This window comes from Shinella sp. HY16 (assembly GCF_028534175.1).
Classification (GTDB): domain Bacteria; phylum Pseudomonadota; class Alphaproteobacteria; order Rhizobiales; family Rhizobiaceae; genus Shinella.
On sequence record NZ_JAHYXL010000008.1, the window covers coordinates 72,937 to 98,426 of the forward strand.

25 protein-coding genes are annotated in these 25,490 nt (G+C 60.8%); 6 read left to right on the forward strand and 19 right to left on the reverse strand.

The features are described from left to right. Positions 1-88 precede the first annotated feature (88 nt). The 15 genes from K0P03_RS33865 to K0P03_RS33935 all read right to left on the reverse strand — a co-directional run bounded on the left by K0P03_RS33865 (position 89) and on the right by K0P03_RS33935 (position 13,687). Positions 89-2,209 (reverse strand): type IV secretory system conjugative DNA transfer family protein, encoded by a 2,121-nt coding sequence (locus K0P03_RS33865; RefSeq protein ID WP_272792065.1) that lies wholly within the window; start codon positions 2,207-2,209, stop codon positions 89-91. Next, positions 2,206-3,204, reverse strand: a complete 999-nt coding sequence (gene virB11, locus K0P03_RS33870; RefSeq protein WP_272792066.1) for a P-type DNA transfer ATPase VirB11 — start codon at positions 3,202-3,204, stop codon at positions 2,206-2,208. The genes K0P03_RS33865 and virB11 overlap by 4 nt, the downstream gene beginning before the upstream one ends. Then, on the reverse strand, positions 3,201-4,622 hold the full coding sequence (gene virB10 / locus K0P03_RS33875) for a type IV secretion system protein VirB10 (protein ID WP_272792067.1): 1,422 nt from the start codon (positions 4,620-4,622) through the stop codon (positions 3,201-3,203). Before virB10 ends, virB11 begins: the two co-directional genes overlap by 4 nt. Beyond that, entirely contained in the window at positions 4,619-5,401 is a 783-nt protein-coding gene (locus K0P03_RS33880) for a TrbG/VirB9 family P-type conjugative transfer protein (RefSeq protein ID WP_272792068.1), read from the reverse strand. Before K0P03_RS33880 ends, virB10 begins: the two co-directional genes overlap by 4 nt. Next, positions 5,401-6,135: a virB8 family protein gene (locus K0P03_RS33885; RefSeq protein WP_272792069.1), complete on the reverse strand. Its 735-nt coding sequence runs from the start codon at positions 6,133-6,135 to the stop codon at positions 5,401-5,403. The genes K0P03_RS33880 and K0P03_RS33885 overlap by 1 nt, the downstream gene beginning before the upstream one ends. Before the next feature lie 153 nt (positions 6,136-6,288). Next, positions 6,289-6,660 (reverse strand): hypothetical protein, encoded by a 372-nt coding sequence (locus tag K0P03_RS33890; RefSeq protein WP_272792070.1) that lies wholly within the window; start codon positions 6,658-6,660, stop codon positions 6,289-6,291. Positions 6,661-6,675: 15 nt separating this feature from the next. After that, entirely contained in the window at positions 6,676-6,912 is a 237-nt protein-coding gene (locus tag K0P03_RS33895) for a hypothetical protein (RefSeq protein ID WP_272792071.1), read from the reverse strand. Positions 6,913-6,967: 55 nt separating this feature from the next. Next, entirely contained in the window at positions 6,968-7,987 is a 1,020-nt protein-coding gene (locus K0P03_RS33900) for a type IV secretion system protein (protein ID WP_272792072.1), read from the reverse strand. 4 nt (positions 7,988-7,991) lie between these two features. After that, a complete protein-coding gene (locus tag K0P03_RS33905) occupies positions 7,992-8,165 on the reverse strand; it encodes a hypothetical protein (protein WP_272792073.1) in 174 nt (57 codons plus the stop codon). 6 nt (positions 8,166-8,171) lie between these two features. Beyond that, positions 8,172-8,888: a type IV secretion system protein gene (locus tag K0P03_RS33910; protein ID WP_272792074.1), complete on the reverse strand. Its 717-nt coding sequence runs from the start codon at positions 8,886-8,888 to the stop codon at positions 8,172-8,174. Between the two features lie 10 nt (positions 8,889-8,898). Beyond that, on the reverse strand, positions 8,899-10,062 hold the full coding sequence (locus K0P03_RS33915) for a transglycosylase SLT domain-containing protein (RefSeq protein ID WP_272792075.1): 1,164 nt from the start codon (positions 10,060-10,062) through the stop codon (positions 8,899-8,901). Further along, positions 10,055-12,466: a VirB4 family type IV secretion/conjugal transfer ATPase gene (locus K0P03_RS33920; RefSeq protein ID WP_272792076.1), complete on the reverse strand. Its 2,412-nt coding sequence runs from the start codon at positions 12,464-12,466 to the stop codon at positions 10,055-10,057. Before K0P03_RS33920 ends, K0P03_RS33915 begins: the two co-directional genes overlap by 8 nt. Continuing rightward, complete coding sequence (locus K0P03_RS33925) at positions 12,463-12,753, reverse strand: type IV secretion system protein VirB3 (protein WP_272792077.1); 291 nt, start codon at positions 12,751-12,753, stop codon at positions 12,463-12,465. Before K0P03_RS33925 ends, K0P03_RS33920 begins: the two co-directional genes overlap by 4 nt. A 1-nt stretch (position 12,754) precedes the next feature. Beyond that, positions 12,755-13,078: a TrbC/VirB2 family protein gene (locus K0P03_RS33930; protein ID WP_272792078.1), complete on the reverse strand. Its 324-nt coding sequence runs from the start codon at positions 13,076-13,078 to the stop codon at positions 12,755-12,757. A 48-nt stretch (positions 13,079-13,126) separates the two neighbouring features. Next, positions 13,127-13,687 (reverse strand): lytic transglycosylase domain-containing protein, encoded by a 561-nt coding sequence (locus K0P03_RS33935; RefSeq protein ID WP_272792080.1) that lies wholly within the window; start codon positions 13,685-13,687, stop codon positions 13,127-13,129. Between the two features lie 79 nt (positions 13,688-13,766). Between K0P03_RS33935 and K0P03_RS33940 the strand changes: the two genes are divergently transcribed. Both K0P03_RS33940 and K0P03_RS33945 read left to right on the forward strand, forming a co-directional pair. Next, positions 13,767-14,396, forward strand: coding sequence for a hypothetical protein (locus K0P03_RS33940; protein WP_272792081.1), 630 nt, complete (start codon positions 13,767-13,769; stop codon positions 14,394-14,396). Then, positions 14,386-14,895, forward strand: a complete 510-nt coding sequence (locus K0P03_RS33945; protein WP_272792082.1) for a thermonuclease family protein — start codon at positions 14,386-14,388, stop codon at positions 14,893-14,895. Before K0P03_RS33940 ends, K0P03_RS33945 begins: the two co-directional genes overlap by 11 nt. Here the strand turns inward: K0P03_RS33945 and K0P03_RS33950 are convergent. Then, positions 14,842-15,102 (reverse strand): hypothetical protein, encoded by a 261-nt coding sequence (locus K0P03_RS33950; protein ID WP_272792083.1) that lies wholly within the window; start codon positions 15,100-15,102, stop codon positions 14,842-14,844. The two genes, K0P03_RS33945 and K0P03_RS33950, sit on opposite strands and share 54 nt — an antisense overlap. A gap of 456 nt (positions 15,103-15,558) precedes the next feature. On the opposite strand from K0P03_RS33950, the gene K0P03_RS33955 reads away from it, so the two are divergent. Further along, positions 15,559-16,365, forward strand: a complete 807-nt coding sequence (locus K0P03_RS33955) for a hypothetical protein (RefSeq protein WP_272792084.1) — start codon at positions 15,559-15,561, stop codon at positions 16,363-16,365. 18 nt (positions 16,366-16,383) lie between these two features. Here K0P03_RS33955 and K0P03_RS33960 read toward each other — a convergent pair whose 3' ends face one another. The 3 genes from K0P03_RS33960 to K0P03_RS33970 are packed head-to-tail and all read right to left on the reverse strand — an operon-like array spanning position 16,384 to position 21,822. After that, positions 16,384-19,641 (reverse strand): error-prone DNA polymerase, encoded by a 3,258-nt coding sequence (locus K0P03_RS33960; RefSeq protein WP_272792085.1) that lies wholly within the window; start codon positions 19,639-19,641, stop codon positions 16,384-16,386. After that, positions 19,638-21,149 carry a Y-family DNA polymerase gene (locus K0P03_RS33965; RefSeq protein WP_272792086.1) on the reverse strand — a complete coding sequence of 504 codons (1,512 nt, stop codon included), beginning with the start codon at positions 21,147-21,149 and terminating at the stop codon, positions 19,638-19,640. The genes K0P03_RS33960 and K0P03_RS33965 overlap by 4 nt, the downstream gene beginning before the upstream one ends. Then, a complete protein-coding gene (locus K0P03_RS33970; RefSeq protein ID WP_272792087.1) occupies positions 21,070-21,822 on the reverse strand; it encodes an ImuA family protein in 753 nt (250 codons plus the stop codon). The genes K0P03_RS33965 and K0P03_RS33970 overlap by 80 nt, the downstream gene beginning before the upstream one ends. Before the next feature lie 242 nt (positions 21,823-22,064). Between K0P03_RS33970 and K0P03_RS33975 the strand changes: the two genes are divergently transcribed. From K0P03_RS33975 to K0P03_RS33985, 3 genes are all read left to right on the forward strand, one after another. Beyond that, a complete protein-coding gene (locus K0P03_RS33975) occupies positions 22,065-22,769 on the forward strand; it encodes an SOS response-associated peptidase family protein (RefSeq protein ID WP_272792088.1) in 705 nt (234 codons plus the stop codon). Between the two features lie 29 nt (positions 22,770-22,798). After that, positions 22,799-23,446 carry an SOS response-associated peptidase gene (locus K0P03_RS33980; RefSeq protein WP_272792089.1) on the forward strand — a complete coding sequence of 216 codons (648 nt, stop codon included), beginning with the start codon at positions 22,799-22,801 and terminating at the stop codon, positions 23,444-23,446. Between the two features lie 434 nt (positions 23,447-23,880). After that, entirely contained in the window at positions 23,881-25,458 is a 1,578-nt protein-coding gene (locus K0P03_RS33985; protein WP_272792090.1) for a hypothetical protein, read from the forward strand. Positions 25,459-25,490 lie beyond the last annotated feature (32 nt).

Consider the following 25,490-nt stretch of genomic DNA (forward strand, 5'->3'; position numbering starts at 1 on the left):
AGAAGCTGCTTTCATGCACGAGTCGTTGGGAATAACATTCTGAGCGCAGGTGGCCACTTAGAGGCCAGCCATCACCCTGAAACTGGAACTATTCGTCGGAAAACACCGACACGATTTGCTCCTGGACCTTCTTCACCTCCCGTTTTCTCGCGGGCGTGCTCTCGAACATCGTCAATATCTTTTCGAGCGATTTATCTGCTACAGCTTTTCGTTGCGCGCTCTTTTCCATCGCTGCCTTGAAGTCCGGAGCATTTCCCGCTGAACTTTGACCGATATGCTCGTCGCCGTGCGGTGACGTATGCGAAGTGTTTGGCAGTTGGTGAATCTGTTTGGGATCAAATATACGCGACGGCATCATGGCGGCCGAGCATTTCGCAGCAAACTTCCCTCCCGGTCTTGTGTCAGCGGGAGGTGGGCTATCCGAGAGTCCAATATTTTCCGGGTTCAGGATCGTGAAGCTGGTTGCATTATTGGCAATGGGCTGACATTTCGGCGCGCGCATCTGCAACCAGGCGCGTTTTAGCAGTTCGTTGTCGGCATAGTAGAAGTTCCGAATCCCGAAGATCGGCTGCTGATTGCGTAGCTTAATGATGCAGCGCGTTTCGTTCATTGAGCCCAGCTCATCAGGCCGCATGAGAGGCCGCATCGTGGTCTTGTGCGACATAGTCGCACCCTTGCGATCGAACAGAGTCACGCCTGTCGAGACCGCCTTGTCGATCGTAACTTCCTTCCGCTCGCCGAGCAGCTGGGACACGTACCGCTGATCCTCCGGGTCTTGCGCGCCGAGGAAGATCTGAGCGCGGGCGGAATTCACCAGCGTCTGTCTGCCCTCGCGGGTGTAGACGTTGTCGATCGATCGTAGCGACTGCACGAAGAACCAACATGGAATGCCATAACCGCCGAGGACGGTGGCGACGGTGAGCGCATTTTCCAGCTTGCCGAGGTTCTGAAATTCATCGAGCAGGACCAGCACCCGGCGCTCGCCCCTCTTCATCATGTTGCGCGACATATAGTCCATGAACTGGACCATCAGCACATTGAAGATAGGGCCGATCGAGGCGATCTGCTGGATGCGGAAATCGAGATAGAGGCTCAAATTCTCGCGTCGCATCGCCCGAATGTCGAATGTCGACCGCGCCGTCGCGCGTAGGATGCGGTTATTCTTGAATGGCCGGACGGCCGCGGCGAGTGAACCATACACCCCGTCGAACTGCTTGCTGGCCATGACGGCGAAGCGGGCGAGGGTGGTGTAGGTGAAGGAGCTGATCCAGGCGGCGCGAAGCTCGGGATTGGCGACCTCCTCCAGCCAGTCTCGAAGCGGCTGATCGCCACCTTCGACGACATTGAGGACCGTGCCAAGATTCTTGTCCTTGTCGACGATATCAGGGTTTTCCAGCACCCAGGAGGTGACGCCGGCGAACAACGCACGGGCGTCGGAGATCCAGTAGGCATCCCCCTTTGGCGTCGGCAGCAATGCCGTCGCGATAGAGTTGATGTCGATATCGCGCTGATCGGGATCGATCGCGACAAAATCGAGCGGATTATAGCATTCGGTATCGCCGTTTTCGTCGGCCGGCGAGAAGCGCAGAACGCGGGAGAATTTCGAGCGGAAGCCGGCCGTCGCCTCATAGGTCTCGCCACGCATATCGAGCACGACGATGCTATCGGGCCACAGCAGGCAATTCGGCACGATCAGTGAGGCGCCCTTGCCTGACCGGGGCGGGCCGATGACGAAGCCGCCGACATCATCCCCATCGATCCAGAGCTTCTTGCCGCCGAACAGCATCGGCTTCAAAAACCGCCGCCGGCCAGAGCCGCGCTGGGTGAAGCCGCCCGGAACCCTGATCAAGCTGCCGCCGATCCGGCCGACGAACACGCCGCCAGTGCGCGTCAGACCGAGGGCGCGGGCTTCCATCGGTCCAAGGAAGCGGGCGTCGGTCGATTTCTTCTTGCCGGTCATCGCGGCGACAAGCATGGCGCTGCCGGCGAACAGACCGGCCACGGCCGCTATTGCCGGCCGATGCCAGTCGCCGGCGGCGAGATCGAGCCGCGCCGCCCGATAGGACGCCAGCATATCGTCCTGCAGCGCCTGGAACATCCATGTCGAATTGTCGAATGCATAATAGAGGCCGGCATAGGCAAGCGAGGCAACGAATACTGCGATGGCCGCGGCAATGACCATCCCGAACAGCAGCATCGCTGGGTTCATAGCGTGTCCCCCTTGGTAAAGACGATTTCCGAGACGACGCGGCGACCGTCCGGAAGGCGCGTCAGCTGGACGACGACAGGAATGACCTCCTTCAGGTAGTCGATGATCTCCTGCTTTTCGAGCGCGACGCCGCTCTGCATGACCATCAGCGCCAAGCGGTCGTAGGCCGAGCGCGCCGAGTTGGCATGGACCGTCGTCAACGAGCCGGGATGGCCGGTATTGATTGCCTGCAGGAACGAGAACGCTTCGGCGCCGCGCAGCTCGCCCAGCATCAACCGATCCGGTCGCATCCGCAGCGAGGCTTCCAGCAGCTCCTGCGGCGTCACCTTGGCACGGCCTTGATCGCCCTTCGAGGCAAGTAGCGCGACCGTGTTCGGCGTGACCGGCTTTAGCTCGCGGGTGTCCTCGATGGTGACGATGCGCTCCTCCTCCGGCACTTCCTTCAGGAGCGCATTGAGGAAGGTGGTCTTGCCGGTCGATGTGCCGCCGGAAACGGCGATCGAAACCCGTGAGCGCACGGCCGTCCGCAGAAACAGCATCGCGTCGACATCGCCCTGCATCATGGCGGCAAGCTCTTCCTCGGCGGCCGAAAGCGTCAGCTGGCGACCGACCTTGGTGTCCTCGAACGCGCCGCGATCTTTATAGACGTCCAGGCCGATATCGTGGATCACCTGCTTGCGGATCGAGATCGCGCCGCCGTCGGGTGCGGCCGGCGGCAACACGCACTGGAAACGCTCGCCGGTCGGGAGCGATGCCGACAGAATGGGGTGTTCGTCGTTGACGACCTGGTTGGTGGAGCCGGCGACGCGCTCGCTCAGCGTCCGTATCCATTCGGCGGAAAACTGCGCATCGACCACCTGCTCCATGCCGCCTACGCCGAGCCGTTCGATGAACAGTTCGCCGGGGCGGTTGACCGAGATTTCCGAAACGCGCTCGTCAGAGAGAAACGGCTTCAGCCGCTCAAGCGCTTTGTCGAGAAACGGGTACTGCTTCATTTGTAAACCGGGGCCACCGGATAATAGGGCGTCGGATCGACATTCCGTCGGATTTGCCCGCCACGCTTCAGCCGCATCATCTCCTGCCGGACCGGGTCAGCGTAAAACGCCGAGAAATCGAGATCGCGCCGCAGATAGACAATGATCGACTCGCCCTGGGCGACATAGATGGTCGGCGGGATCTTCGAGCTTTCCTTGAATGCTTCGTTGGCGATGTCCTGGAGGATGGCCGACGACTTTTCGGCGGCAATCGAGCGGGCTTCGGCCGACGTGCGGCTCGGCTGGGTGGTGATCGTCGTGACCGCGCCAGTGATCGGATCGACGGTCGAGATCGAGCGGGCGCTTTCCGACGCCGTGTCGCCGAGTGCCGAGACATACTCCGCCGCGCCGCCGATCACCGACAATATGATCGCGGAGCCAAAACGCTCCCAGAAATGCGTGTCGATCTCGCCGGTCAGCCCGGCCCGGCCGAGCCGGTCGGCGCCGGGCGAGGCGATCTCGGCGGAGAGGCCGTCGGAACGAATGACACGCGACCAGACGACGAAGATGCGCTTCTGCCCGCGCGCCAGGCCGGACTTATATTCCCCGATCAGGCGCGAGCCTTTCGGAATGAGGATGCGAGCGCCGTCGAGCGAACGGACGTCCTCGCGCACGACGGCGCGCACCATCCCTGGCAGGTCCGTGTTGATCGCCGTCTCCAGGAATCCTCGAATCATCGTGCCCTGGGCGACGAGCGCGTCGGTCCGGTCGAAGCGTGTTGCCTTGACGATACCGGCGGTCTGCTTTTCCGACTGGGCGAGGAACGCCTTGTTGGCGTCGCTCTCAGCGCCGGGGACGGCGACGAGCTGGCCGTCCTCGGCGATCGTTACCGACTGGTCGCTGGCCGCCAAGCTTTCGCGACCGGAGCCGTCGACGATGATCTGTTCCGAGCGCAGCCGTTCCCAGCGCGCCTTCTCCTCTTCCTCCCGGCGCTTCGCCTCCAGCGCGGCAAGCCTCGCATCCTCTTCGGCACGCCGGCGTGCCTCTTCCGCGCGAAGCCGCTCCTCTTCGGCACGACGACGTTCTTCCTCAATCTGGCGCAGCTTTTCCAGATCGTCGCCCTGATTGACGGTGACGTCGACCGTTGCGGAATCCGCCGGCTTCTTCTCCTCGACCGGGATTTGCACCAGGTTCGGATCGGCCGCCTGTTTTGCCGGCTCGTCGGGGAAATCGCGGATGCTGGTGTTGGAGGTTTCGAAGGTCTCGCCGGTGCCTTCGGTCAGGTTGGAGGTCTGCGGACCACTCGGCCAGTTGACATAGGCGAGGACACCGGCGCCGACGACAAGCAGGACGGGGAGCGCGAACTTGCCGAGACGGCCGTTGCGGTCGCTGGCGACGCTGCTTTGCCCGTCGAGATGGTCGAAGTCGATCTTGCTCATCGCTGGCGCTCCTCCTTGCTGCCGAGGCGCTTCGGCCCATAGGCGTCTTCGATGAGATCGAAGGACTGGCGATTGGCCTGCCGGTTGTAGAGGCAAAGCCATTTGTCGCCGGCGCGCAAAGTGAACTGCGCCGCGATCTTGTCGACGACGACGTATTTGCCCTGGGTGCGCAGGTTGACGAGCGATTCCTGGCGCTTGCCCTCGACGACGAAGATGGCCGGGATTTCGTCTGGAAACTCCAGATACATATGCGTGCCATCGTCGAAAGCGACCCGCGGCTTCAGGCTGGTGTCGCCCTTGAACACGTAATCGTAGTTCAGGCGGTTTGGATCGAGATCCTTGAGAAGCGGATCCTTGGCGCTCTCCTGCGCAGCGGCCAGCAGCCGGGCGTTGACGTCCTCGTCCGGATAATTGAACCGCACCTGGAATGCGGCGCGCAGGTCGGCCGCGGCCGAGCCCTTCAGAAGCAGAGCATAGACGCGCTGATTGGTGACGATGTTGACGTTGGTCTCGGCGTTTTCGCGCAGCGGCTTTACGAACAGGATGCCGGAGCCCTTCTTCGGGACGATCGACCAGCTTGCCGTGTCGCCCGCGGAGATCGTCTCGATCACCTCGGAGCTGCCGAGCTGGATCATGGTCGAGACGCCGAGACCGGCAGGTACGGTCACCACGGAATTGTTGTTGAAGGTGATATACCGGATGCGGGGATCGGCTGCCGTGGATGTGATCGCTGTGGCGAGCAGCGCGAGCGCTGCGAGAGCAAGGATTTCTTTCCGCATCAGCGCCCTGCCTTGTCTGCCGGCAGGACTTCAGGCAGCGATTCCTGGTCGCGCCTGTATTCGACGACCTGGAAGCCGAGCGGATTGTCGAAGCGATATTCGTTTTTGAGCGGCGCCGTCGTATAGCGGAAGCGCACGACCGAGACCCAATGTTCACGTCGAAGGGTATTGTCGCGCCGGGTTTCTGTTGAAAAGCGCACGGTTGCTGTGGAGGCGTTGAGGAACGAGACGGATTTTATGGTGACGGCGATGCGGGTGTTGCGGCCGAGCGCCTTGTCTTTCGATTGCGGATTCGACGGCTCGAACTCGTGTCGGAGGTCAGCTGAAGCCTGGCCGGTCGAATAGAGCTGGGCGAGATCGTAATTGTCCTTCAGCGCCCGTGGGTCATAGGTTTCGCGCGCCCGGATATAACGCACGATGTTCGCCGTCTTGATCGCATCGTTTTCGGAAAGCATGCTCTCGTCCAGGGATCGGGCAACCTCGACGAAGCCGGTCGTCTTGTCGGCGATCACCACCACGGGCTCGAACTGCTTCAACGGGACGAGGAGATTGAGAGCGGACAAGCTGAGCAAGGTGGAGATGCCGGCGACGGTCGCGATGGTCCAGGCGATCTTCCGCGAGCGGCGCTCCTTGCGATACAGCTCCGCCTCCCAGGTGGCGCCGGCTTTCCAATAGGCGGAAAGGTCGATTGGCGGAGTTTCGGGCGTATTCGTTGTCGGCTCTGCGTTGTGCATTTCACATATCCATTGCCGCCGCCTGGGCGGGATAAATTATAGTTTACTCTATAGGCCAAGCGCTCGCCTCTGCCGGCTAAGTCACCGTGCAACGAGCATTGGATGGCATGGATTGTTGACGTCGATCAGCTCCATTGTGCAGCCGTCAGGAGACTAGCTGCACCACTTCATCAGTGTTTTCTTGGAGGCTGTGTTGGAGAAAAAGAAGGACCGATCATCCTTCACTTCTATCCGGACAGTGTCACGGTCACCGTCAGCTTCGTCGGAACCAGCCTCGATCCATAGCACATCGAGCACATAGGAACCGTCATCCTGCTTGACCGACAGAACCTTGCCGGCGGTCTTGTTCGCGCCGATGCCCTTGTCCTCGATATAGATGAATGCTGCAACTGCAGCTCCGCAACCACCTTCGGCAGGGGCATAGGAGCCGGTCAAAACTGGCAGGATCGAGCTTTGCGATTGCGAGAACGCCGTACTGGGCAGGAGAAGACCGATCACAAGCGCAATCGAGGTTTTTCCCTTCATCAGAAACCTCCTCGCTCAGAGACCGAAGAATGCGCCCATGTTGTGCGCATAACCGGCCAGCGTGTCGTAAAGTTCGATGAAATACTCGGCGATCGGTTTGACGAAGATGACCACAGCCATAAACACCAGGAAGCCGAAACCGCTGCCTTTGCTGGACTCGGCGCGAGCGTGGTCAGCTGCTTCCTCGTTGATCTGGGCCTGCTGATGGAGGGCCGCTTGATAGCGACGGGGATCATTCCAAGGGTGCTGCATGCAAGCCTCCATTTTGTAAATTATAGTTTATCGCGCAATTCAAACCGCGGCCAGCCTAAAGTTGCCCGTTCTTTTCTGTTTCCCGCTGTATAGCCCTTGCGCGCGCAGCCTGGACATCGGCGGACGTTCGACGACGACCGAGCCCGGCCCTCAAGACCTGCGCCCGGCCGGTAAATTGGTAGCCAGCCCGGCGGAACGATTCTCGCCCCCCTTGGAAGGGAACGTCCCCTTGGCCGGGCGCGGTCCCACCAGTAATCGCGCTTGCGAAAGCCGGGATGAATCGGAACACGACGATCCCGAGGAGGCAGACGATCACGAATGGCGCGACATAGGAGAGCTTGCTTTCCGTCGCGGTATTGTTGGCCGTGTCGATCGCCAGTTCGATCAGCTGGTACAAGAAGGCGAGGAACGCCATCATCAGGGTCTGCGTCACCATCAGGTTGACCATCAGCAACAGCCAGCCGTCGGTGAAGCGGAAGGTCCAGCGATAGAGGGCGAGGATGATGAACACCGGCGCCAGCGCCAGGGTGATGAACAACATCAGCTTGGCGGCGAGGATCGCGGCGGCCGCGACGGCGATGAAGATCATGGCGACGACAAAGACGATCGCACCGATAAGAGCGCCGACATATTCGAAGGTGCCGGTCGCAACCTGTTCGTAAATCTTGCCTGCGGTCTCAAACACCGCATCGAGGATCTTCACGACGCCCGTCGTGTCACCCGTGCCGCCATCGAGCGCACCACCGGAACCAGCGATCGACTCGATGATCGTGTCGGAGATCAGGTTAGGCACTTCCTGGACGAGCTTGTAGAGCGTGGCCGAGAATGCCCCCCAGTTCGTCGCCATATAATAGATGAAGAACGCGCGGCCGAGGCGCCAGGCGGCTTCCGGCACGGAGAAGCCGTCGCGACCGGCGAGGATCATGTAACCCCACCAGAGGACATAAAGGGTGAGCATCGACCCGAACAGGACATTCACCTGCATTGCGAGGCCGTCATAGGCGTTCTTGATGAACGTCTCGCCGATGGCGTCGAGCTTGGCAAAAATGTCCGAAATGATCGTGGTCGCCGCCATCCGCCTATTCCTTCAGGACGGGCGCGAAGACGTCATTGACCGGCATGGCCGGACCGCACAGGTCGTCGGCCTCGACATATCCCGAGATCGGCGGGCAGGGGGCTTTCTTCTCACCCTTGGTCTGGCAACCGGCGAGCACCGCCAGACCGGAGAGCATGATGGCAACGGGCAATCTCATACGGCCTCACTTGAACGGGTTGACATCTTTGTATTGCAGCATCTTGGCAGTCTCCGACTGCTGGGTCAGCCGCATCTGCATCTCGGTGTTCAGCGCCGAGACCGCGCCGTTGGAGACGCCGATCAGTTCGTTGATGGTGCGCGCCGTCTCCAGCTGCATGCGGGTGTTGGCGTCGACCGAACCTTTGACGTCCTCGGCCGAGCCGATCTGGCCGGTGGCCGACTGAAGCGATTGCTCACGCTGCGACACGCCCTTGGTTGCCTGCTGCGTCAGCGCCGAGAGCAGCGCCACCGTATTGACGGCGCCGGAAAAGGCGTTGTTCATCGCGCCGGCATCCTCGCCCTCGACGATCGCCTTGACCTGCTTCACCAGCTGCAGCCCGTTGATCAGCGTCGCAGCGATATTCTGGGCATCGGAGCCGAGGCCGCCGAAGGACAGCGTGCCGCCGTTCATGATCGAGGAAAAGGACGGTGCGGCCGAGACGGACATATTGCCGCCGAGGCCGGTCGAGGAAATGCCCATCGAGCCGTCACGGCTGCCGGAGAGCGCGCCGAGGATCTCCTTCGTCTTTTCCAGGATGTTGGTGTTGGTCTTCATGATCTCGCCGGTGTTCTCAGCATTCTTCTTGGCGATCGCGAGATTGGTGTTGTCGATCACCGGAATGTCGGCGAGCGCCGGCGTCGAGATGGCAATCGCAGCGGAGACGATAAGCAGCTTGTTCATGGGAATCCCCTTAATCGGCCGCGTTGGCGGCGTTCTGGATGGATAGAAGATTGTTGCCGATCGAGCGGTCCGTACCGCCGGACGAGAGAATTTCTGTATCGGCGTCGGCGGCCGCGACCACCGCGCAGCGCGGCCAGTCCTCGCGTGGCACCTTCATCTCTTCGAGGATGACCGGGTCGCAGCTGTAGGGATTGACCTTGGTGTCGGATTTGAGGGTCTTGGCCGTCTCGGACGTTTTCGACAGATTCATCTGCATGCGCGCCTGCAGCAGTTCGTTGAACAGGTTGCGGGCGGTGATCAAGTTGTTGAGCAGCTCGGCATTGACGGCGCGAGCCTGCGTGTTGTCGTCCCAGGCATCCTGGTAGATTTCCGACGCGCCGACCGAAGCCGACAGCGCATCGATGCGGCGGCCCGCTTCCTGGACACGCGCCGTGCTCGCGTCGATCCCCGAAACCGCACGGTCGACCGCCCCGGCCGCCGCGCTGTTGGAGCTGCGCGTCGCTCCGGAGCCATATTCAACATAGGATTTATAGGACGGCGAGGAGATGTCCTCGATGTTCGAGCCGCCGGCGAATGAATTAAACCAGCCATGGTTCCGGCCGACCTTGCCGGCCCAATTCTTCTGCTCCGCCGCCGTCGAGCCGTTGTACCAGGAGGCAAGGCAGGCATAATCGGTGCTGCCGCACTTGTTGACGCCCATGCCGAGGTATTTGACGCCGCCCTCGATATTTTCCTCGTTGATGTCGCGGTCGAAGCCCATGCCCTTGCCGGTCCGCTTGGTCAGCTGCATCACGCCCTTCACCCCGGTCGGCGAGCCCGAGCAGGTCGAGATGCCGGATTCCGCATGCGCCACCGACAAGGCGAGGCCGACCGGCACATTGTACTTTTCCGCGTAATGCTTGATCAGCTCGACGTTCTTGGCGTCCTCTTTTACGGCCTGCGCCGGCGAGCGGTAGAGGCGGCGGTTCTTCTCCTTCTGGGAGATATTGCAGTTCGTCACCGACTGCTCTTCGAGCTGGTCGGTCTGCGTCTCGGTGTCCTGCTTGGAATGCCCTTCATCCTCGGCGCGCTTTTCCTTGACGTCATCATCGATGACGGGAATATCCGCGAATGCTACAGGCACCGTAGCTGTGACGAGCGCGGCAGAAAGCAGGAGCAGGATCGTTCTACGCATCGGGCGCCTCCGGAATGGTCCAGCCACAAAAATGCGGGAGCCAGGCGGCAGGCTCTTCGCCATAGCTCTTGCGCAGCGTCTGGCACTCGCGCACCGTCTCCGGCCGCCCGGACAAGACCTTCACGAGGTCGGGCATCGCCGACAGATCGAGCCGTGCGATCACCGAGTCCTGGGCGTGCTTGATGAGGAAGGTGCGGCTCGTCTTGTCCGCCTGCTTCACGAAGCGGAATTCCTTTTCGGACAGGCCGAACGCTTTGCGGTAGCTCTCCTCGTCGGCGGATGCATTCGGGAAGAAGATATTGGTCATCGTCTGTTCGATGATCGTGTTGCGCAGGTCGGAGCGCACCACGTCGGCCGCCGACTGCGTGCCGAAGCCGACGATGCCGTTCATCTTGCGGATGGTTTTGAGCCAGTCCTTGATGAAGCCTGAGAACACGTCGTCATCGAGCAGGCGCCAGCCTTCGTCGAGGAAGATCATCGAGGGGCGGCCGTCGAGAATCTCCTGGATGCGGTGGAACATATAAAGGAGAGCCGCCGAGCGCGTGCGCTTGTCGGAGAGGATCTCCGTCATGTCGAAGCCGATCACCGAACCGGCGAAATCCAGCTTGTCGATCGGGTTGTTGAAGAGCCAGCCTTTGTCGCCTGTGGTCCATTCCTTCAGCCGGTCGGCGAGATCGCCAATGCCGGAGCGCATGCGTCCGCGCAGCGCTTCCGCGAGCATGTCGAGACGCCGCTGCGGCCGCTCGAAATCGGTGTAGATGCTGTCGACCGCGTCGGAGATGACTGCCATCTCCTCGGCATTCAGCACTCGGTCAGACGGCGTGACGAGGTAGGAGACCAAGGTCTTGCCAAAGCTGCGGTTGGCGGGCGTGTCTTCAAGCTGCAGCGGCGCAAAGCCGGTCGGCTCGCCCGGCGACAGGCGCTCGTAGCGACCGCCCATGGCCCGCACGAAAATCTCGCCGCCGCGATCCTTGTCGATGAAGACGCAGCGCGGACGTGGTTCGACACGCATACCTTGGGCGAGCAGGAAGGACAGCGCAACCGTCTTGCCCGAGCCGGTCGGGCCGATGACAGTGAAGTTGCCGACATCCGCCTCGTGGAAGCTGAAGAAATAGGCGGTCTGGCTGGTGGTTTCCAAAAGCGAGATCGGCAGCCCCCAATGAACCCTGTGCGTTTGCCCAGAGGGAAAATTGTGCGCGGAGAACAGGCCGGCGAAGTTGACCGACGAGATCAACCCTTGCCGGGCGATATAGGCGAAATTGGTCGGCAATTGTGCCCACCAGGCCGCCTCCTGATTGAGGTCCTCGCGAACAGCAACGACGCCCATGCGCGCCAGCTCGGCCGTGACGTCGGCGACGGCACGATTGAGCCGCGACAGGTCGCGCTCAAGCACGGCCACGGTCATGTGATGTTTGCCGAAGACCACTTCACCCGAGGCCAGCCGGTCCCGCGCCGTCTCGATATCATCCTCGACCGCTGTGCCGCCGTCGTCGGAATTGCTGATCTGCCGGCTGATGGTGGCGATCGCCTCCGTGACCGTCGTCCGGTCCTCCGGTGCGAAGGAATGGGTGACGATGAATTCGTAGGGCAGGCGCAGCAGCCCATCGAGCTGGCCGGGCGTCGTCATCGGCGGGTATTCCTTGATCGACACCATGGCGGCGACCTTGGAGGTCGCGCCGTCCGCCGACCAGATCTCCGTCGCCTTGCGACCGAACATGATCCGACCGGTCCCGACGTAGTCGGCCAGCGACATGCGGGGCAGGGGCATCGTCCGCTCGTCGCCAGCGGCGAGGATCTTGGCAAAGAATTCGGCGGGTTCGGAATAGAGGCCGCCGTCGCGGCCGACGCAGGAAAGGATTTCCGGGCGATAGGAGCGGAAATCACCGACAATGCCCGAGACCATGTCCTTCAGATCGCGCAGCGCCTCGCCGCGCGCTTCGACCTCATTATCCGCCATGCGGAAGATGTCGAACATGCGGTCGACTTTGCCGGCGCGCCCGGTCATCGGCCGGCGGATCACGGTCAGGTATAGTTCGTTGACGAACATCGTCCGGTGCTGCAGCCCATCCATGTAGCGGGCGTTCAGCTCGTCGGCGAAGGGATTGTCGAATTCGCCGTCGATTGCCGGCTTGATCTGCCGGCGGATGATGGTGGCATAGAGCGCGAAGCGTGACGATCCGAGCGAGCGCACCGTCATGTTACGGTTGGCGAGGCGGGCGTTGATCTCCGCCTGGTCCATGGTTTGGTAGGGCAGGCCGGAGAGCCGGATGACCTGTAGCAGGAGGCCGGACTTGGTGACGATCGTCTCCTCGTCGACATGGCGGAGATAGGGGACGTGCGTGCCGATCCCGAGATCGCGGGCACGTTCGCGGCCGAACTTGAGATCATGATTGACGATGTTCATGGGGCGTAGCTCCCCGCTTTCCAGAAGCGCCTGTTGCGGATCGCCCGCCGCATCGACAGGAACACCTGGACCACGCGGACGATGTGGATGTCCCGCTGGCAAAGGTACAGCGCGATAAAATGGACGGGCAGGACGATCAGCGGCGCCAGGAAATTCGACGACGCGATGAAGACGACGATCCCGAAAATCCCGTTCACCACGAACACGATGATATCGACCCCGAAATACATCGGCGGCCGGGTCAGCGGCTGGATGAGCGGTTCAACATCGGGAGCGTCGTCACGCATGTCAGACGCCCCCCGCCGCCTTCATGGCGTCGACCAGTTCGGCGGCGCCGAAGATGATGGCGATGCCGATGACGATTGAGATCGCGCCCTGCCAGGCCATGCGGCCGGTCAGGAACAGGAAGCCGAGGAAGCAGACGGCGATGATCGCGAGCGAGCGCGCGACGTTGCCCTGCAGCACGCCGGTGAACCATTCGAGGATGCCTTCGACGGGGGCGGCCGATTGCGCATAGGCGCTTTCCGGAACCAGAGCGATTGAGGTCGCAAGTAGGGCTAGCGACAGGAAGCCCTTGCCGCGCAGGCGCGGCTTCATCGTGGAAATTGTCATGCGGATGTCCTTCTGATCTTGGGAGGATGAAGTTTGGGGGAACCAGCGCTAGTCGGCGGTCCAAACGTGTTGGTCGCGCCAGGGGGAGGGCGCGAGCGCGACCGTTTCCTTGCGGACATCGCTGTTCCCGCGGCGCTTTTCCTCGGCCGCCGATGCCTTGGCGTTCAGCGTCCAGCGGTTCATGACCTTGACGATGTACTGGGCCGTCTCGCTGAACTCGGGGATGCCGCCCTTCTGATAGACGCGCTCCGGACCGGCGTTGTAGGCGGCCAGCATCAGCAATGGGTCGTCGAACTTGCTATAGAGCTTCTTGAGGTAGCGGACGCCGGCGCGAATGTTCGATTCCGGATCGCACCGGTCGGTCACTCCATAGTCGGAGGCTGTCTCGGGCATCAGCTGCATGATCCCTACGGCGCCGGCGTCGGAGACCTGGTGCCTGCCGCCGGAACTCTCGACATCAACTACCGCGAGCGCCAGATCGGGGTCCAGTTCTTCCTCGGTGGCGGTGGTCCGCACCAGTTTCAGCACCCGGTCGCTATCGACAGGATCGCACGCTTGCGCGGTCGTAGCCGACGTCGAGAGGAGGAGAAAAATCAGGGTGGTTTTCAATTCGTTTATCCGGGTTGCCGCATCGAATGGTAAACTATAGTTAATTCGTAAGGGATTCCTCTGTCAATTCGGAAATGGCATGGCTGCTATGCGACAACAACTCAAAGTAATCGGATTCGCCCTCATATCCCTGGCGGGAGACGCCGCGGCATTCACCATCGCGCAGGGCGAAAATCCCTACGGGGAACCGCCTCCAGAATACCTCCGCCAATTTGTGGAGCAGGGGACGAAGGCATTCGTGCTGGAGCGTTTCGACGCCGAGGGAAACCTGGTGGCGAGGTCGGTCGAGAAGCTGAATGGGAGTGTCGAGATCGACGGCCCGGTCGAGCGAAGCATAGCGGGGCAAAGAATCAGTTTGCGTGGGCTGACCGCCTGCCCAACCGAAAACGTCGTTTATAATCGCGTGCAGACATGGCGTTGCACCGACGCGGCGCGCGACTACGCCGAGACGGTCTATAACAGGCGTGCCAAGGTCATTCTCTGCAAGACCCTGGTGCTGACCCCGGCTGAAAACGAGACGACCCCGGCGTCATGCTTCGTCCTCGTTGGTGGCGACGGGGAGCCCTTCAAGACAGTCAATGACGATGACAGCATGGTGTTTCTCGGACTGGCGTCCATCGGACGAACACAGGACGGGCGCAGCCGTCGGCCTGACCTCGAAGCGTCGCAATCTCTCTCACGATCGATGGGGTTCCAGAATGCGGATTGAATTTTCGATGGTCTTCGCCATGCTGGTCGCGTCCACAGCCGCTGCGCAGGACAAGACCATCTCATTTCCGTCTGACGTGAGCTTTGAAACGGGTGATACCTGGGCTTACGAGCGCCGAAGATACAGGATTTTCGGCGTTCAGGCATGTCTGCGCGGCACGACGTTTCGATCTCCTGACGGTGACGAGGTCGACTGCGGGATGCGTTCGATCGCATCGATAGCGGCACTGTTCTCGACGGGTTCGATCGGTTGTCAGCCTGTCGGCAACGCCAAGGATGGCGCCACGTTCGTCGTCTGCGCAGCCGAGATCGATGGGATGACGGTCGATGTCGGAACGGCGCTCATATCGTCGGGTGGGGCATTTGCGGCCGTGTTCCCTTCGGGCGCTCCGGTATCGGCATCCTACGCGATCGCGGAGAAAGACGCCAAAGACAGCCGCGCCGGCCTATGGGCGGGGCGCTTCGTTCATCCCGTCTCCCTGCTTCTGGGCCAGCAATGACCAGACCTCCGAAAGATCGATGTGAAGGCATTCCGTAATCATGGCGACTTCCCGCAGGGTCATGAGCTGCCATGCGCCTTCCTGCAGAAGCTCCAATCGCTCTTCAGCAATGCCGGTCAGTTCGGCAAATTCATGAGGTTTGGTGTCGCGGCGCCTTAGTTCGTCTGCGAGGAATTGCACAAGCTCTGCAGCACTTTCACTGGCCATTTGCGGTCATCCTTTCCGGTCACCGACGCAACGGTTTCGCGTCGTTGAGGTGCGGGGTTTGCTTTGCCTGCGTGCGCGCTTGCCAGTGCGAAGTCCGGCAAGGCGATGTCGGAACGGACGAGAGTGATTCCGCCGGCCGAATGTCTCGCTCAACCTTTCCACGAGTGAAAAGCGGCGTTTTCGCGGCGACCGCTGATTATGTTTGTTCGTGGAGTAAATTATAATTAACTTGGTGACTCGCCTTGTGGGCGAATGAGCCAGGGAGGTTTCATGCCGTAGACAAAATAAAACCCGCCTCGGAGAGACGGGTTCAGTGACACACAGAGATGTGCGCAAAAGTCTTATAGCCACTGATTTTTTCGCACATTGATAAGGCCGCTGCAAGCTAATTCTTGCCACGAATACGTGCGTCCTGCGTCCCGGACTTCTCTCCGCTGACCACAACGAGGAGAGAAAATGCTTGTTGCATCAACAGCGGCCTACGGGCCGAACCTATTGTCGCGCCTACTCGCCGCGCGCACCCTCCAGCAGATTGACGACTGCGCGAAATCCGCCTGGATACTGAATGGGGAGGGACTCGTAGACGACTGCGAGATGGCATATCTCGCACCAGTTATCGAGCATCAGCGGAGGGCGATTCGCGCGCAACCTGGGTTTCAGACCCGTTCGGTTGGTCACATCAGGCCGACGACCGCCAAGCCGGCCCACCGACGTCCGTCAATGCCCGAAGACAGGCGAGCTGCATCCTGGCTGCGGCGCCGCTCGCTCGCCAAAAACTGCATCATCCCGACTTGCATCGCCAGAACGCTGACAATCAGCAAGCTTGCAGTGCTTTCGGTTATTGCCCGGGAGGTGATGGACCGTGGAAAATCGAATATGTCTCTCCCTGAGATCGCCGCGCGCGCCGGCGTCGGATGCACGACGGCGCGGTATGCCATTCGGGACGCCTTCCAAATGGGGTTAATCAGCGTGTCCGAGAACCGGATCAACGGATTTTGGAGCCGTCCCAACACGATCAGGATCGTCTGCGGTCGTTGGCTTCGATGGCTGAAGGAGCATGCAGGGTTTTCGGCACGGAAAAAATCGGGCGACGGAGTTGTTGTCGATTGCTGCGGCACCCCCCTCAGAAATCTGATCCCCACGATTGAAATTATATCATTCTCGCTGCGAGGCGCGGTGCATCATCGATGGGGAGCGCGGGCAAATGTGCCTTGTTGGGACGGGGATACATGCGTTGGCAGGGGAGTGAGGGCTTTGGAATAGCAGTCATCGAACTTCCGGCTAGTGGAAGTTGCGCGCCTTCACCTTCAAAGTGTCGATATGGAGGTCACGCGTGAACATATCGCGGGGGCGCACGGCTTGCGCTTGCCGGACGCGCGGGTCCGGTCCACCTCCATGTGTGAATTCATCGCCACGGCCAGAAGGGAGCCGGAAAGCGGTGTCGCGTTCGGAAAGGCTCGATAGATCGACGGAGAGATCGAACACCTGCTGGGCGATGAGGTGCACGACCTCGCCTTCCCGCTGAATCCGGCCGTTGATCGCCATCATCGACGAGCCGAGCACCACGCGCCGCCGGCGCTCGAAGAGCTTTGGCCAGACGACGACGTTGGCAGGGCCGGTTTCATCCTCGATGGTGATGAACATCACTCCCTTCGCGCTGCCAGGCATTTGCCGGACAAGAACGAGGCCCGCTGTCATCAGCCAACGACCGTCACGCGCGGACATCGCCTCCAGGCAGGTGACGATGCTCCGCTCCTCGAAATCCCGGCGGAGAAAGGAAACGGGATGCTCGCGCAGGGTCAGCCCGGTGTGGCTGTAATCCTCGACGACATTGTGCCCTTCCGACATCTGCCGCAGTTCGACATCCGGCTCCTGTTGCTCGGCTATAGCGCGCGCCTCGCGTTCGGCCGCGGCCGCGAACAGCGGGAGCGGTTCATCGCGCAGCGCCTTGATCGCCCAGAGCGCGTCGCGCCGCTCAAGCCCAAGGGAGGGCAGAAAGGCGTCGGCTTCGGCCAGTTCCACAAGCGAAGCCGCCGGCACACCGGAGCGGCGCCACATATCGTCGACGCTCTCGAACGGTTGATCGGCGCGCGCCGCGACGATCTTCGCCGCATCTGCGGTCGCCAATCCGCGCACCATGCGCATGCCGAGACGGACGGCATGGCGCTCGCCATCGCCAACCGGTTCCAATGTGCAGTCCCAGCGCGAATGGTTGATGCAGACAGGCCGAACCTCCACGCCATGCCGGCGACAATCGCCAACGATCTGGGCGGGCGCATAAAATCCCATCGGCTGGGAGTTCAGCAATGCGGTACAGAAGGCGTCCGGATAATGGCATTTCACGAAGCTGCTGGCGTAGGCGATGAGGGCGAATGATGCCGCATGCGATTCCGGGAACCCGTAAGAACCAAATCCCTCCAATTGCGAGAACGTCTTCTCGGCGAATTCCGCAGAATAGCCATTGGCGACCATGCCGTTGACGAGCTTGTCCTTGAAGCGGCTGACCCCGCCGGTGAATTTGAAGGTGGCCATGCTCTTTCTGAGCTGGTCGGCCTCACCTCCGGTAAATCCGGCGCAGACCATCGCGACTCGCATCGCGGATTCCTGAAACAGCGGCACGCCGAGGGTTTTGCTCAGCACGGCTTCCAGCTCCGGCGTCGGATATTCCGGCTGCTCTTTGCCTTCGCGGCGCCGCAAGTAGGGATGGACCATGTCGCCCTGGATGGGCCCCGGACGAACGATGGCCACCTGGATGACCAAATCATAAAACGTCCGCGGTTTCATCCTCGGAAGCATGGACATCTGCGCCCGGCTCTCGATCTGGAACGTGCCGAGGGTGTCGGCCCGCCGGATCATCTCGTAGGTCTTCGCGTCCTCCGGCTCGATCTTCGCGAGATCGAGATCGCGCCCCTTGTGCTCGCGGATCAAGTCGAACGCCTTGCTCATGCAGGTCAACATGCCGAGCGCCAGCACATCGACCTTCATCATTTTCAACGCCTCGACGTCATCCTTGTCCCATTCGATAATGCGTCGGTCTTGCATGGCCGCGGGCTCGATCGGCACGAGGTCATCCAGCCGATCATGTGTCAGCACAAAGCCGCCGGGGTGCTGGCCGAGGTGTCGGGGCGCACCCACCAGCTGCTGCGCGAGCTTCAGCGTCAGGACCAGGCGACGATCTTCCGGATTGAGATTGAGTTCGCGAACGTTGCGATCGCTGACCTCTTCCGACCAGGACCACATGCCCGACGAGAGCGCCTTGATCACATCCTCCGGCAGGCCCAGCGCCTTGCCGACGTCCCGGATCGCGCCCTTGGCACGGTATCGGGTCACGGTCGCGCATAGCGCCGCCTTGTCATGCCCATAGGTCTTGTAGATCCATTGGATGACCTCTTCGCGCCTGGAGTGCTCGAAATCGACATCGATGTCCGGCGGCTCGTCTCGCTCTCGAGACACAAACCGCTCGAACAGCAGGTCGTTGGTTTCTGGGTCGATCGAGGTGATGCCGAGAATATAGCAGACGGCGGAATTGGCCGCCGAGCCGCGCCCCTGACAGAGGATGCCTTGGGAGCGGGCGTAGCGAACGATCGAGAAGACGGTCAAAAAATAGGGCGCATATTGCATCGCCTTGATCAGGTCGAGTTCGTGCCGGACGATCTGCAGCGTCTTCGCCGGCAGTCCCTCCGGATACCGGTCCGGCACGCTTTCCCAGACATAATGCTCCAGCGAGGCCTGTGCATCCTTGCCGGGAACGATGGCTTCCTCGGGGTACTGGTACGTCAGCTCCTCCAGCGAGAACCGGCAACGCGCGACGATCTCCATCGTGCGCGCCAGCGCCTCACGATAGCGGGGAAAAAGCCGCTCCATTTCCTCCGGGGGTTTCAAGTAGCGGTCCGCATGGCGTTCCCGCGAAAACCCCACGTCATCGATGGTGGTGTGCGTCCTGATGCAGCTCACGACATCCTGCAGCTGGCGGCGCTCCGGATCGTGAAACAGCACGTCGTTCGTGACCACCGGGCGCACGTTGAAGCGGGTGGCGAGGTTCGACAGATTGTGCAGGCGCAGCTGGTCGCGCGGCCGGCGGCGCAGGGTGAGCGCCATATAGGCGCGGTCGCCAAAGATGTCCGCCATCTTGCGCAGCTGCACGGCGCAGGTTTCGTCCGGCAGGTCGGGGACGAGCACCCCGATCAATCCCTCCGCATATTGGGCGACATCGTCGAGATGGAGGATGCAGGCGGCCTTGCCGCCGCGGCCTTTGCCGAGGGTGAGGAGGCGGGTCAGCCGGGAATAGGCGGCGCGGTCGGTCGGATAGACGAGGATCGACATCCCGTCCTGGAGATCCAGGCGGCAGCCGACGACCAGACGAACCTTCGTTTCGCGCGACGCTTCCAGCGCCCGAACGATGCCCGCCAGAGAATTGCGGTCGACCACGCCAAGCGCCGAGATGCCGTGCGCCTTGGCCGTCGCAAACAGCTCGGCGGCCGACGAGGCGCCGCGCAAAAACGAGAAATGCGTCGTGACCTGAAGCTCTGCGTAGCTCATGCGAATATCCCATGCATGAACCAGCGATGCGATCCGGTCGCGGGATCGACCCCGTCGCCGCTGCGGTAGATCCACAGCCGCTCGCCAGCCTCATCCTCGACGACAAAATAGTCGCGCACCGCCGCATATTCGGCATCGCGGGTCCACCATTCGCCGAAGATTCGCTCTGGTCCGTCAGCACGCTTAACGCGACGCCGCTTGCCTCTCCAGGTGATCGACACCGGCGGATGGTCCGGCATGAGCGCGATCACCTCGATCAGCTCCGGCCGGGCCAGGAGGCGAACCGGCCGCGGCCAATGCTGTGTCCAGGTCGCGCCGGCTGCGGCCGCCGCCGGATCGATCCGCCGCACGCTGCGTTCCGGAACGTCGCTGGCGACCGGCGTCACCCGGTAGACCTTCTGGCCACGGTTCACAAAAACGTCGATCAGCGGCACGACGTCCGTCACCTGATCTTCCACGAGCGAAGAAGCTTTTTGAACTTCTTCGAGCGGCTCGCTCATCACAGCGACCAGCATCAGCCGCTCGATGCCGAAACCCGGCTCGATCTTCTCGGTGCGATCGCGGAACAGCTTTGTGAGCCACGCAACATCGCGCGATGGCTTGGCCGTGCCGGCGCGAATGGCTTGCCGGGTGCCATCGACCTTTTCGATAATGAGGTCGGTCCGCCGGACGCCATGACCGCGACGCTGCAGCTCGCCGACGAGGTTCGTCACGAGACAGGCGACATACCGGTTGATCGTCTCGGCTGCACCGATGGGCTCGGCAAAGGCTTTGCTGACCTCGACAATATCAGGCGTGCGGATCGGATCGATGGGCTCTGCCATGCGCCCGTACATCTGATCGAGCCGGCGTCCAATCTCCGGACCGAAGCGAAGGGCGAGGGGCGCGCGGGCCGTCGCCGACAACTGGCCGATGGTCTGGAAGCCGAGTGTCCTCAGATCACCAACGACCTGGTCGGGAAGGCGCAGCAGGGAAATCGGCAGACGATCGACAGCGCGGGCCGTTTCGCCCACCGGCACGACAACGGTTTCGCGTTCAATCGCGCGGGCGCAGGCGTGCGCCGCGCCCCAGGTGTCGGCGATGGCGACGCGGGCGGTGAGGGATTTGGCGCGAAACCGGTTCGCGGTGGCGGTCAGCATGATCTGCTCGCCGCCCTGCAGGTGGTCGGCGCCCTCCGTATCCATGACGATCCCGTCAGGGAGATCCATTGCGACGATCGGAGAATATTGTGCCAGCGCCCAAAGCGTGATGCGTTCCAGCGCCGCTGCGTCGGCCGCCGGATCGGCGTCGACAAGCATCAGGTCGCGGAAGAGCGCCTGTGCTTTCGCCGCCGGCATGCCCAACTTCACACCAACCTTCCGCGCTGCCGGATCGGCGGCCGCAACCCAGCGCCGGGAACCGCTCCGTGCGATGACGGCGATCGGCTGCTCAGCCGGCAGCGAGGGATCGGCCCGTCTGATCCTGTCGGTCGGCAGGTCCGGTAGATAGATCGATACGACCCGAGGCATCACAGGCTCCAACGATAAACTCAGCGCACTCGCCCGCTTTCACGCGCATCAATTCCAACAGCCAGTTTGCCCGACCGACGGTGGCGACTGGCAGCTCCTCCGAGGGGAGGACGCTCACCCGCCATCTGGTGGTCGAGGCGGTCGGCTGGCCAAAGTCGGAGGCTTCCGTCGGCCGACGCCAGCGCCGGACGACGATCGCCATCGCCCCGGTCTTTTCAGCGGCGAGCTGCAGCCGGCGGCTTGCCACCATCGGCAACCGCACCAACTCGGCGACAACGGCGCCCAGCCCGCCATAAGCCAGCGCCTGCTCGGCATTCGCGAGGACATCCTCCTCCTTGTCGCTTTCGACGAAATAGACGCGGTCGGGATGAAGCCCCGCCTGCGCAAGCGCCGGGAAAAACAGATCGGGCCGAGTCAGACACCAGACGATCGGCCCCGCCGTGCGGGCGGCGATGCCGGCGACGAACAGCGCGGCCGCGGTGCCATCGACGGCTCCGGTTCCGCCGCCCGAAACTTCATGAAGCGCGCCGTAGGCAAGCCCGCCGCCCGGAAGCGCCGCGTCGATCGCCGCCACCTGAAACGGCAACGAACCAGCCTTCCGCGACGCAGGGCTCTCCAGAGAGGCAATGCGTTCGCGCAGGTCGGTTATCACCCTGTTTCGGGCAGCATTCATCGTTCACGGACTCCAAGGCGTTCGTGTTGGCAAGCGACGTCATGTCGTTTCGGGTGCATTTGTTCTGTATCTGTTCCTCTCTCGAAAAAGAGTCAAGCCACCCGAAAATAGGAAAATTGTCTCCGATTTTTTCAGCAAGGGATTTTTGCTTGCGAATCATCGAGATGACGGCTCCCCCGGGACCGCAAAAAAGATTCGTCCCAATACGGCTAGAAGCGGCCAATTGTTCCTAATTTGTTCTTGTGGAGCGTTCGAGGACCAAACTGGACCGGAGGCTGGATTTGTCCCGGCTATATGCAACTTCGCGCACGGCTGAAGAGATTGTCGAGCATTTCGGCGTCGACGTCTCCTCGGTGACGAGCGTTCCCCCGGAGACCGTCGAGGGCACGCCCGGCCTGATCGTGCTCGAGAAGGATGGCCTCCGGCTCCTGAAATCCCTGACCTGGGGCTTTCCTCGTCAAACCGGGGAGATGCGCCATAGCGGAGAACCGCCAGGCCGCATCGGTCTTGTCGCAGATCTCACGAACCCGCTCTGGGATCGCATCATTGTCGATCAGAGATATCGGTGCCTGATACCGCTGACGCATTTTGCCAATCCTGATGGGGCCAAGGGCTCGAAGACGAGGACATGGTTCTCCCTCCGGCGTCAGCCATTGATGGCCTGGGCCGGTATCTGCCGCAACACGCCCGAGTTCGGACCGGTGTTCGCCGGCCTGACAATGGACGCGAACGACAGGATCAGACCGTTGAACGATCGGATGCCGCTCCTGTTGAAGCTGGAAGAATACGATCGATGGCTGCATGGATCGATTGAGGACGTCATCGCGTTCCAGTTTTGCGAGCCTCCTTCATCGGATGATTTCGAGGTTCTGCAAACACGAGATCGATGGCAGAGCGGCACGCCGCCTTCCAAGGCTTCACGCCACCGGGGCGACGTGTTTATCTAGACCGATGTCCGAGTGGAAAGGTTCGTCGCATGTGTAATCTATACACCGTCCGCGTCACGGCCGCCGAGGTGGCCGCTCATTTCGGCGTGCCGAATCCGATGCAATCCAACGCGCCAGATGAGGTCTATCCCGGAACGCCCGGCATGGTCGTCACCGAGCAAGACGGCGTTCGCGAGCTGCGCTCGATGACCTGGGGTTTTCCCCTCCGGTTAAAAGGCATGAAGCCCGACGCCAAACCGAAACCAGTCAACAATGTTCGTGAACTCACCAAGGGTATGTGGGTCGGCCTGGCGCGAAAACCGCAGTGGCGATGCCTGATCCCTGTCACGCATTTTGCGGAGGCGGAAGGCGAGAAGGGCAAGATGACCCGGACCTGGTTCAGCATGCGCGATGAACCGATCTTCGCCTGGGGCGGGCTCTGGCGCGTTAGCGACGAGTGGGGGCCAGTCTATTCAGGGGTCATGACAGACGCCAATGAGGCAGTTGCGCCGGTCCACGACCGCATGCCGGTGCTGCTTCATCGCGACGAATACCAGCAATGGCTCCATGGCAGCTTTGATGACCTGCTAGCATTTCAGCAACGGGTTTTTCCGCCCGAACGTATCGTGATGGAGAGGACCAAGGATCTGTGGGTGAAGAAGAAAGCGGCCGGGCTGGAAGCGTCCATCCTAGGTTAGCAACACCGCCGATGGTAGCTGGGGACGTGTAGCTGGCGACTGGCGATGAGGGCTTACCTAAGTTACATATGGTTTTTCAAAGGTGCGGAGATATCTCAGTGGCCCTACTTGTTTCAAAAGACGACGAGGAAACGATGAAGAAACTACGAGAGATAGTCGAGGTCTATAATGAAAGCACGCTTGGTCAGCGGTCGCCTTATGAGATCAAAGAGGTAGGCGAAGACGCCGATGGGAACACAGCAATAATTTTAGAACTAAAAACGTAGTTCACCTTGCAGTCTGATTCGGAGAATGGTTCCTAATTTCGTGTGTTTCTCGAGTAAGGGAATCTCAAGTATTGAATTATATATTTGTGAACATCTAGAATATTGTTGTAGGATCTTCCATCCTTCGGGTCGCCCTCGCGGCTTTTACACTGATGCGGAGTGCGACATTTGGGCAGTAAATCACGTCGTAAGATCGCGCAGCCCGCACCACTGCCACGCTTGAAAAGCATTCTTGCCGACACGAATGACCGCGATCTGCTCCAAATGTTCTGGGCAATCCATGCTCTGCAGGATAGGAGAGAGCATCTAGTCGGCGGCATGATGTCTTTCCCGCAGGACGCGGTGACAACGGAGATAACCTCGCGTTGGAAGGTCCATCAGTGGAACCTCGAAACCCTGATTTCCCTCCTGCTGAATACCCCGAAGGGCCTGACCTCTTACAGGCGCGTCGACACCTCCAAATTCGACACGGTTGCCGCGATGATCAATATGCTTGGTCGCGTTGAAGATGTGGAGAATAGAGGCCGCATCAACGATCAAAACATCCTCCTTGAAATGCACCGCATCGGCCATCGGACTTTCCAGTGGCAGAGAGGATGGCGGCGTTCACAAGACCTATATCGCCATATCTACATCTATGGTCAGGGCAAATGCGCCCAGTTCTTTGAATCGAAGTATGGAATAAGTGTCACTGATTTCGTGAGTGTCTGCTTCGCCCTGTTCGGCGTGCTGACGCAAGGAGCCTGGACCTCAAAAGTTTGCGGGCTTCATGCAATTGGATTGGAAGACAAGCTGGTCGATGCCGTTCTCCCCATTGTATCCGGCGAAATCCACGAGGTCAGAAAAGCATCCATGGACCTACTTGAAAAGGCGGAAACGGGCTTAGGGACAAAGCTGCCGGTAATCTACCAACCGAGTTACCTCAGAGTGAAGCCCATTATTCGCTCGTTTGCTAACCGTAATCATTTCATTGCACCGTTGCCGGAGCTAATATTGATGCGGGCAACTGTTGGGCTCTTCTACGATCTGATCTCCGGCGGTCAGGAAATCATGAACGATGCAAATGAGCGCTTCGAGGCGTATGCCCGGCACTCGATTAAAGCGCATTGTCCCGACTTCGAACCCCTGCCGGCAATCAAGTACCGGTACAAAAGGAGTGACGTCGAGACACCAGACGTCATACTTAAGCGGAGCGACAGGGTTGTTGCGGTTTTCGAATGCAAGGCAACCAAACTGACTTTTGAAGCGCAGTACGGTGAGAACCCGATCGAGAATGCCGAAAAAGGCTACGCTCAAATTGCTAAGGCCATATTCCAGCTTTGGAAATTTTTCTCGCACGTCCGCCGTGGTATTTTGGAACTCGATGTGGCCGAAGATGCCGTTGGCGTGGTTTTGACCATGGAAGCCTGGACGCAAATGGGTGGCCCTCTGCGGCAAAAGCTGATCACTGATGCCCAGGCTCTAGCAACTCAGAAAGACCCGGAAATAATAGCGCAAGACATGCGCCCGCCAGTGTTCTGCCCGATCCAAGATTTGGATGACCTCCTCGCCACATCAGACGAGAACCAACTTCTAACGGCGTTCCTTGCTGCGACGGAAACTCAATATCATTCATGGGGCATACGCGAGGTTCGGCAACGCGAAGCATCTAAGCTATCAATGCCCAAGGACTACCCATTCGATATCGCGGAATTCCTACCATGGTGGGGGCAAATGCCTAGTCAAAAGACCCGTCCTCGCACATAGCGCTTTAAACCTTATAGGATCGATTGTAGCCC

What these genes read in the sequence shown, in the direction of transcription:
- K0P03_RS33925 (WP_272792077.1), bottom strand. Translation starts at nt 12,753, where the DNA reads ATGCGTGACGACGCTCCCGATGTTGAACCGCTCATCCAGCCGCTGACC.
- K0P03_RS33880 (WP_272792068.1), bottom strand. Translation starts at nt 5,401, where the DNA reads ATGCGGAAAGAAATCCTTGCTCTCGCAGCGCTCGCGCTGCTCGCCACA.
- K0P03_RS33890 (WP_272792070.1), bottom strand. Translation starts at nt 6,660, where the DNA reads ATGAAGGGAAAAACCTCGATTGCGCTTGTGATCGGTCTTCTCCTGCCC.
- virB10 (WP_272792067.1), bottom strand. Translation starts at nt 4,622, where the DNA reads ATGAGCAAGATCGACTTCGACCATCTCGACGGGCAAAGCAGCGTCGCC.
- K0P03_RS33970 (WP_272792087.1), bottom strand. Translation starts at nt 21,822, where the DNA reads ATGAATGCTGCCCGAAACAGGGTGATAACCGACCTGCGCGAACGCATT.
- K0P03_RS33955 (WP_272792084.1), top strand. Translation starts at nt 15,559, where the DNA reads ATGCTTGTTGCATCAACAGCGGCCTACGGGCCGAACCTATTGTCGCGC.
- K0P03_RS33905 (WP_272792073.1), bottom strand. Translation starts at nt 8,165, where the DNA reads ATGAGATTGCCCGTTGCCATCATGCTCTCCGGTCTGGCGGTGCTCGCC.
- K0P03_RS33950 (WP_272792083.1), bottom strand. Translation starts at nt 15,102, where the DNA reads ATGGCCAGTGAAAGTGCTGCAGAGCTTGTGCAATTCCTCGCAGACGAA.
- K0P03_RS33885 (WP_272792069.1), bottom strand. Translation starts at nt 6,135, where the DNA reads ATGCACAACGCAGAGCCGACAACGAATACGCCCGAAACTCCGCCAATC.
- K0P03_RS33920 (WP_272792076.1), bottom strand. Translation starts at nt 12,466, where the DNA reads ATGAACATCGTCAATCATGATCTCAAGTTCGGCCGCGAACGTGCCCGC.
- K0P03_RS33915 (WP_272792075.1), bottom strand. Translation starts at nt 10,062, where the DNA reads ATGCGTAGAACGATCCTGCTCCTGCTTTCTGCCGCGCTCGTCACAGCT.
- K0P03_RS33910 (WP_272792074.1), bottom strand. Translation starts at nt 8,888, where the DNA reads ATGAACAAGCTGCTTATCGTCTCCGCTGCGATTGCCATCTCGACGCCG.
- K0P03_RS33895 (WP_272792071.1), bottom strand. Translation starts at nt 6,912, where the DNA reads ATGCAGCACCCTTGGAATGATCCCCGTCGCTATCAAGCGGCCCTCCAT.
- K0P03_RS33930 (WP_272792078.1), bottom strand. Translation starts at nt 13,078, where the DNA reads ATGACAATTTCCACGATGAAGCCGCGCCTGCGCGGCAAGGGCTTCCTG.
- K0P03_RS33940 (WP_272792081.1), top strand. Translation starts at nt 13,767, where the DNA reads ATGGCTGCTATGCGACAACAACTCAAAGTAATCGGATTCGCCCTCATA.
- K0P03_RS33900 (WP_272792072.1), bottom strand. Translation starts at nt 7,987, where the DNA reads ATGGCGGCGACCACGATCATTTCGGACATTTTTGCCAAGCTCGACGCC.
- K0P03_RS33865 (WP_272792065.1), bottom strand. Translation starts at nt 2,209, where the DNA reads ATGAACCCAGCGATGCTGCTGTTCGGGATGGTCATTGCCGCGGCCATC.
- K0P03_RS33965 (WP_272792086.1), bottom strand. Translation starts at nt 21,149, where the DNA reads ATGCCTCGGGTCGTATCGATCTATCTACCGGACCTGCCGACCGACAGG.
- virB11 (WP_272792066.1), bottom strand. Translation starts at nt 3,204, where the DNA reads ATGAAGCAGTACCCGTTTCTCGACAAAGCGCTTGAGCGGCTGAAGCCG.
- K0P03_RS33980 (WP_272792089.1), top strand. Translation starts at nt 22,799, where the DNA reads ATGTGTAATCTATACACCGTCCGCGTCACGGCCGCCGAGGTGGCCGCT.
- K0P03_RS33945 (WP_272792082.1), top strand. Translation starts at nt 14,386, where the DNA reads ATGCGGATTGAATTTTCGATGGTCTTCGCCATGCTGGTCGCGTCCACA.
- K0P03_RS33960 (WP_272792085.1), bottom strand. Translation starts at nt 19,641, where the DNA reads ATGAGCTACGCAGAGCTTCAGGTCACGACGCATTTCTCGTTTTTGCGC.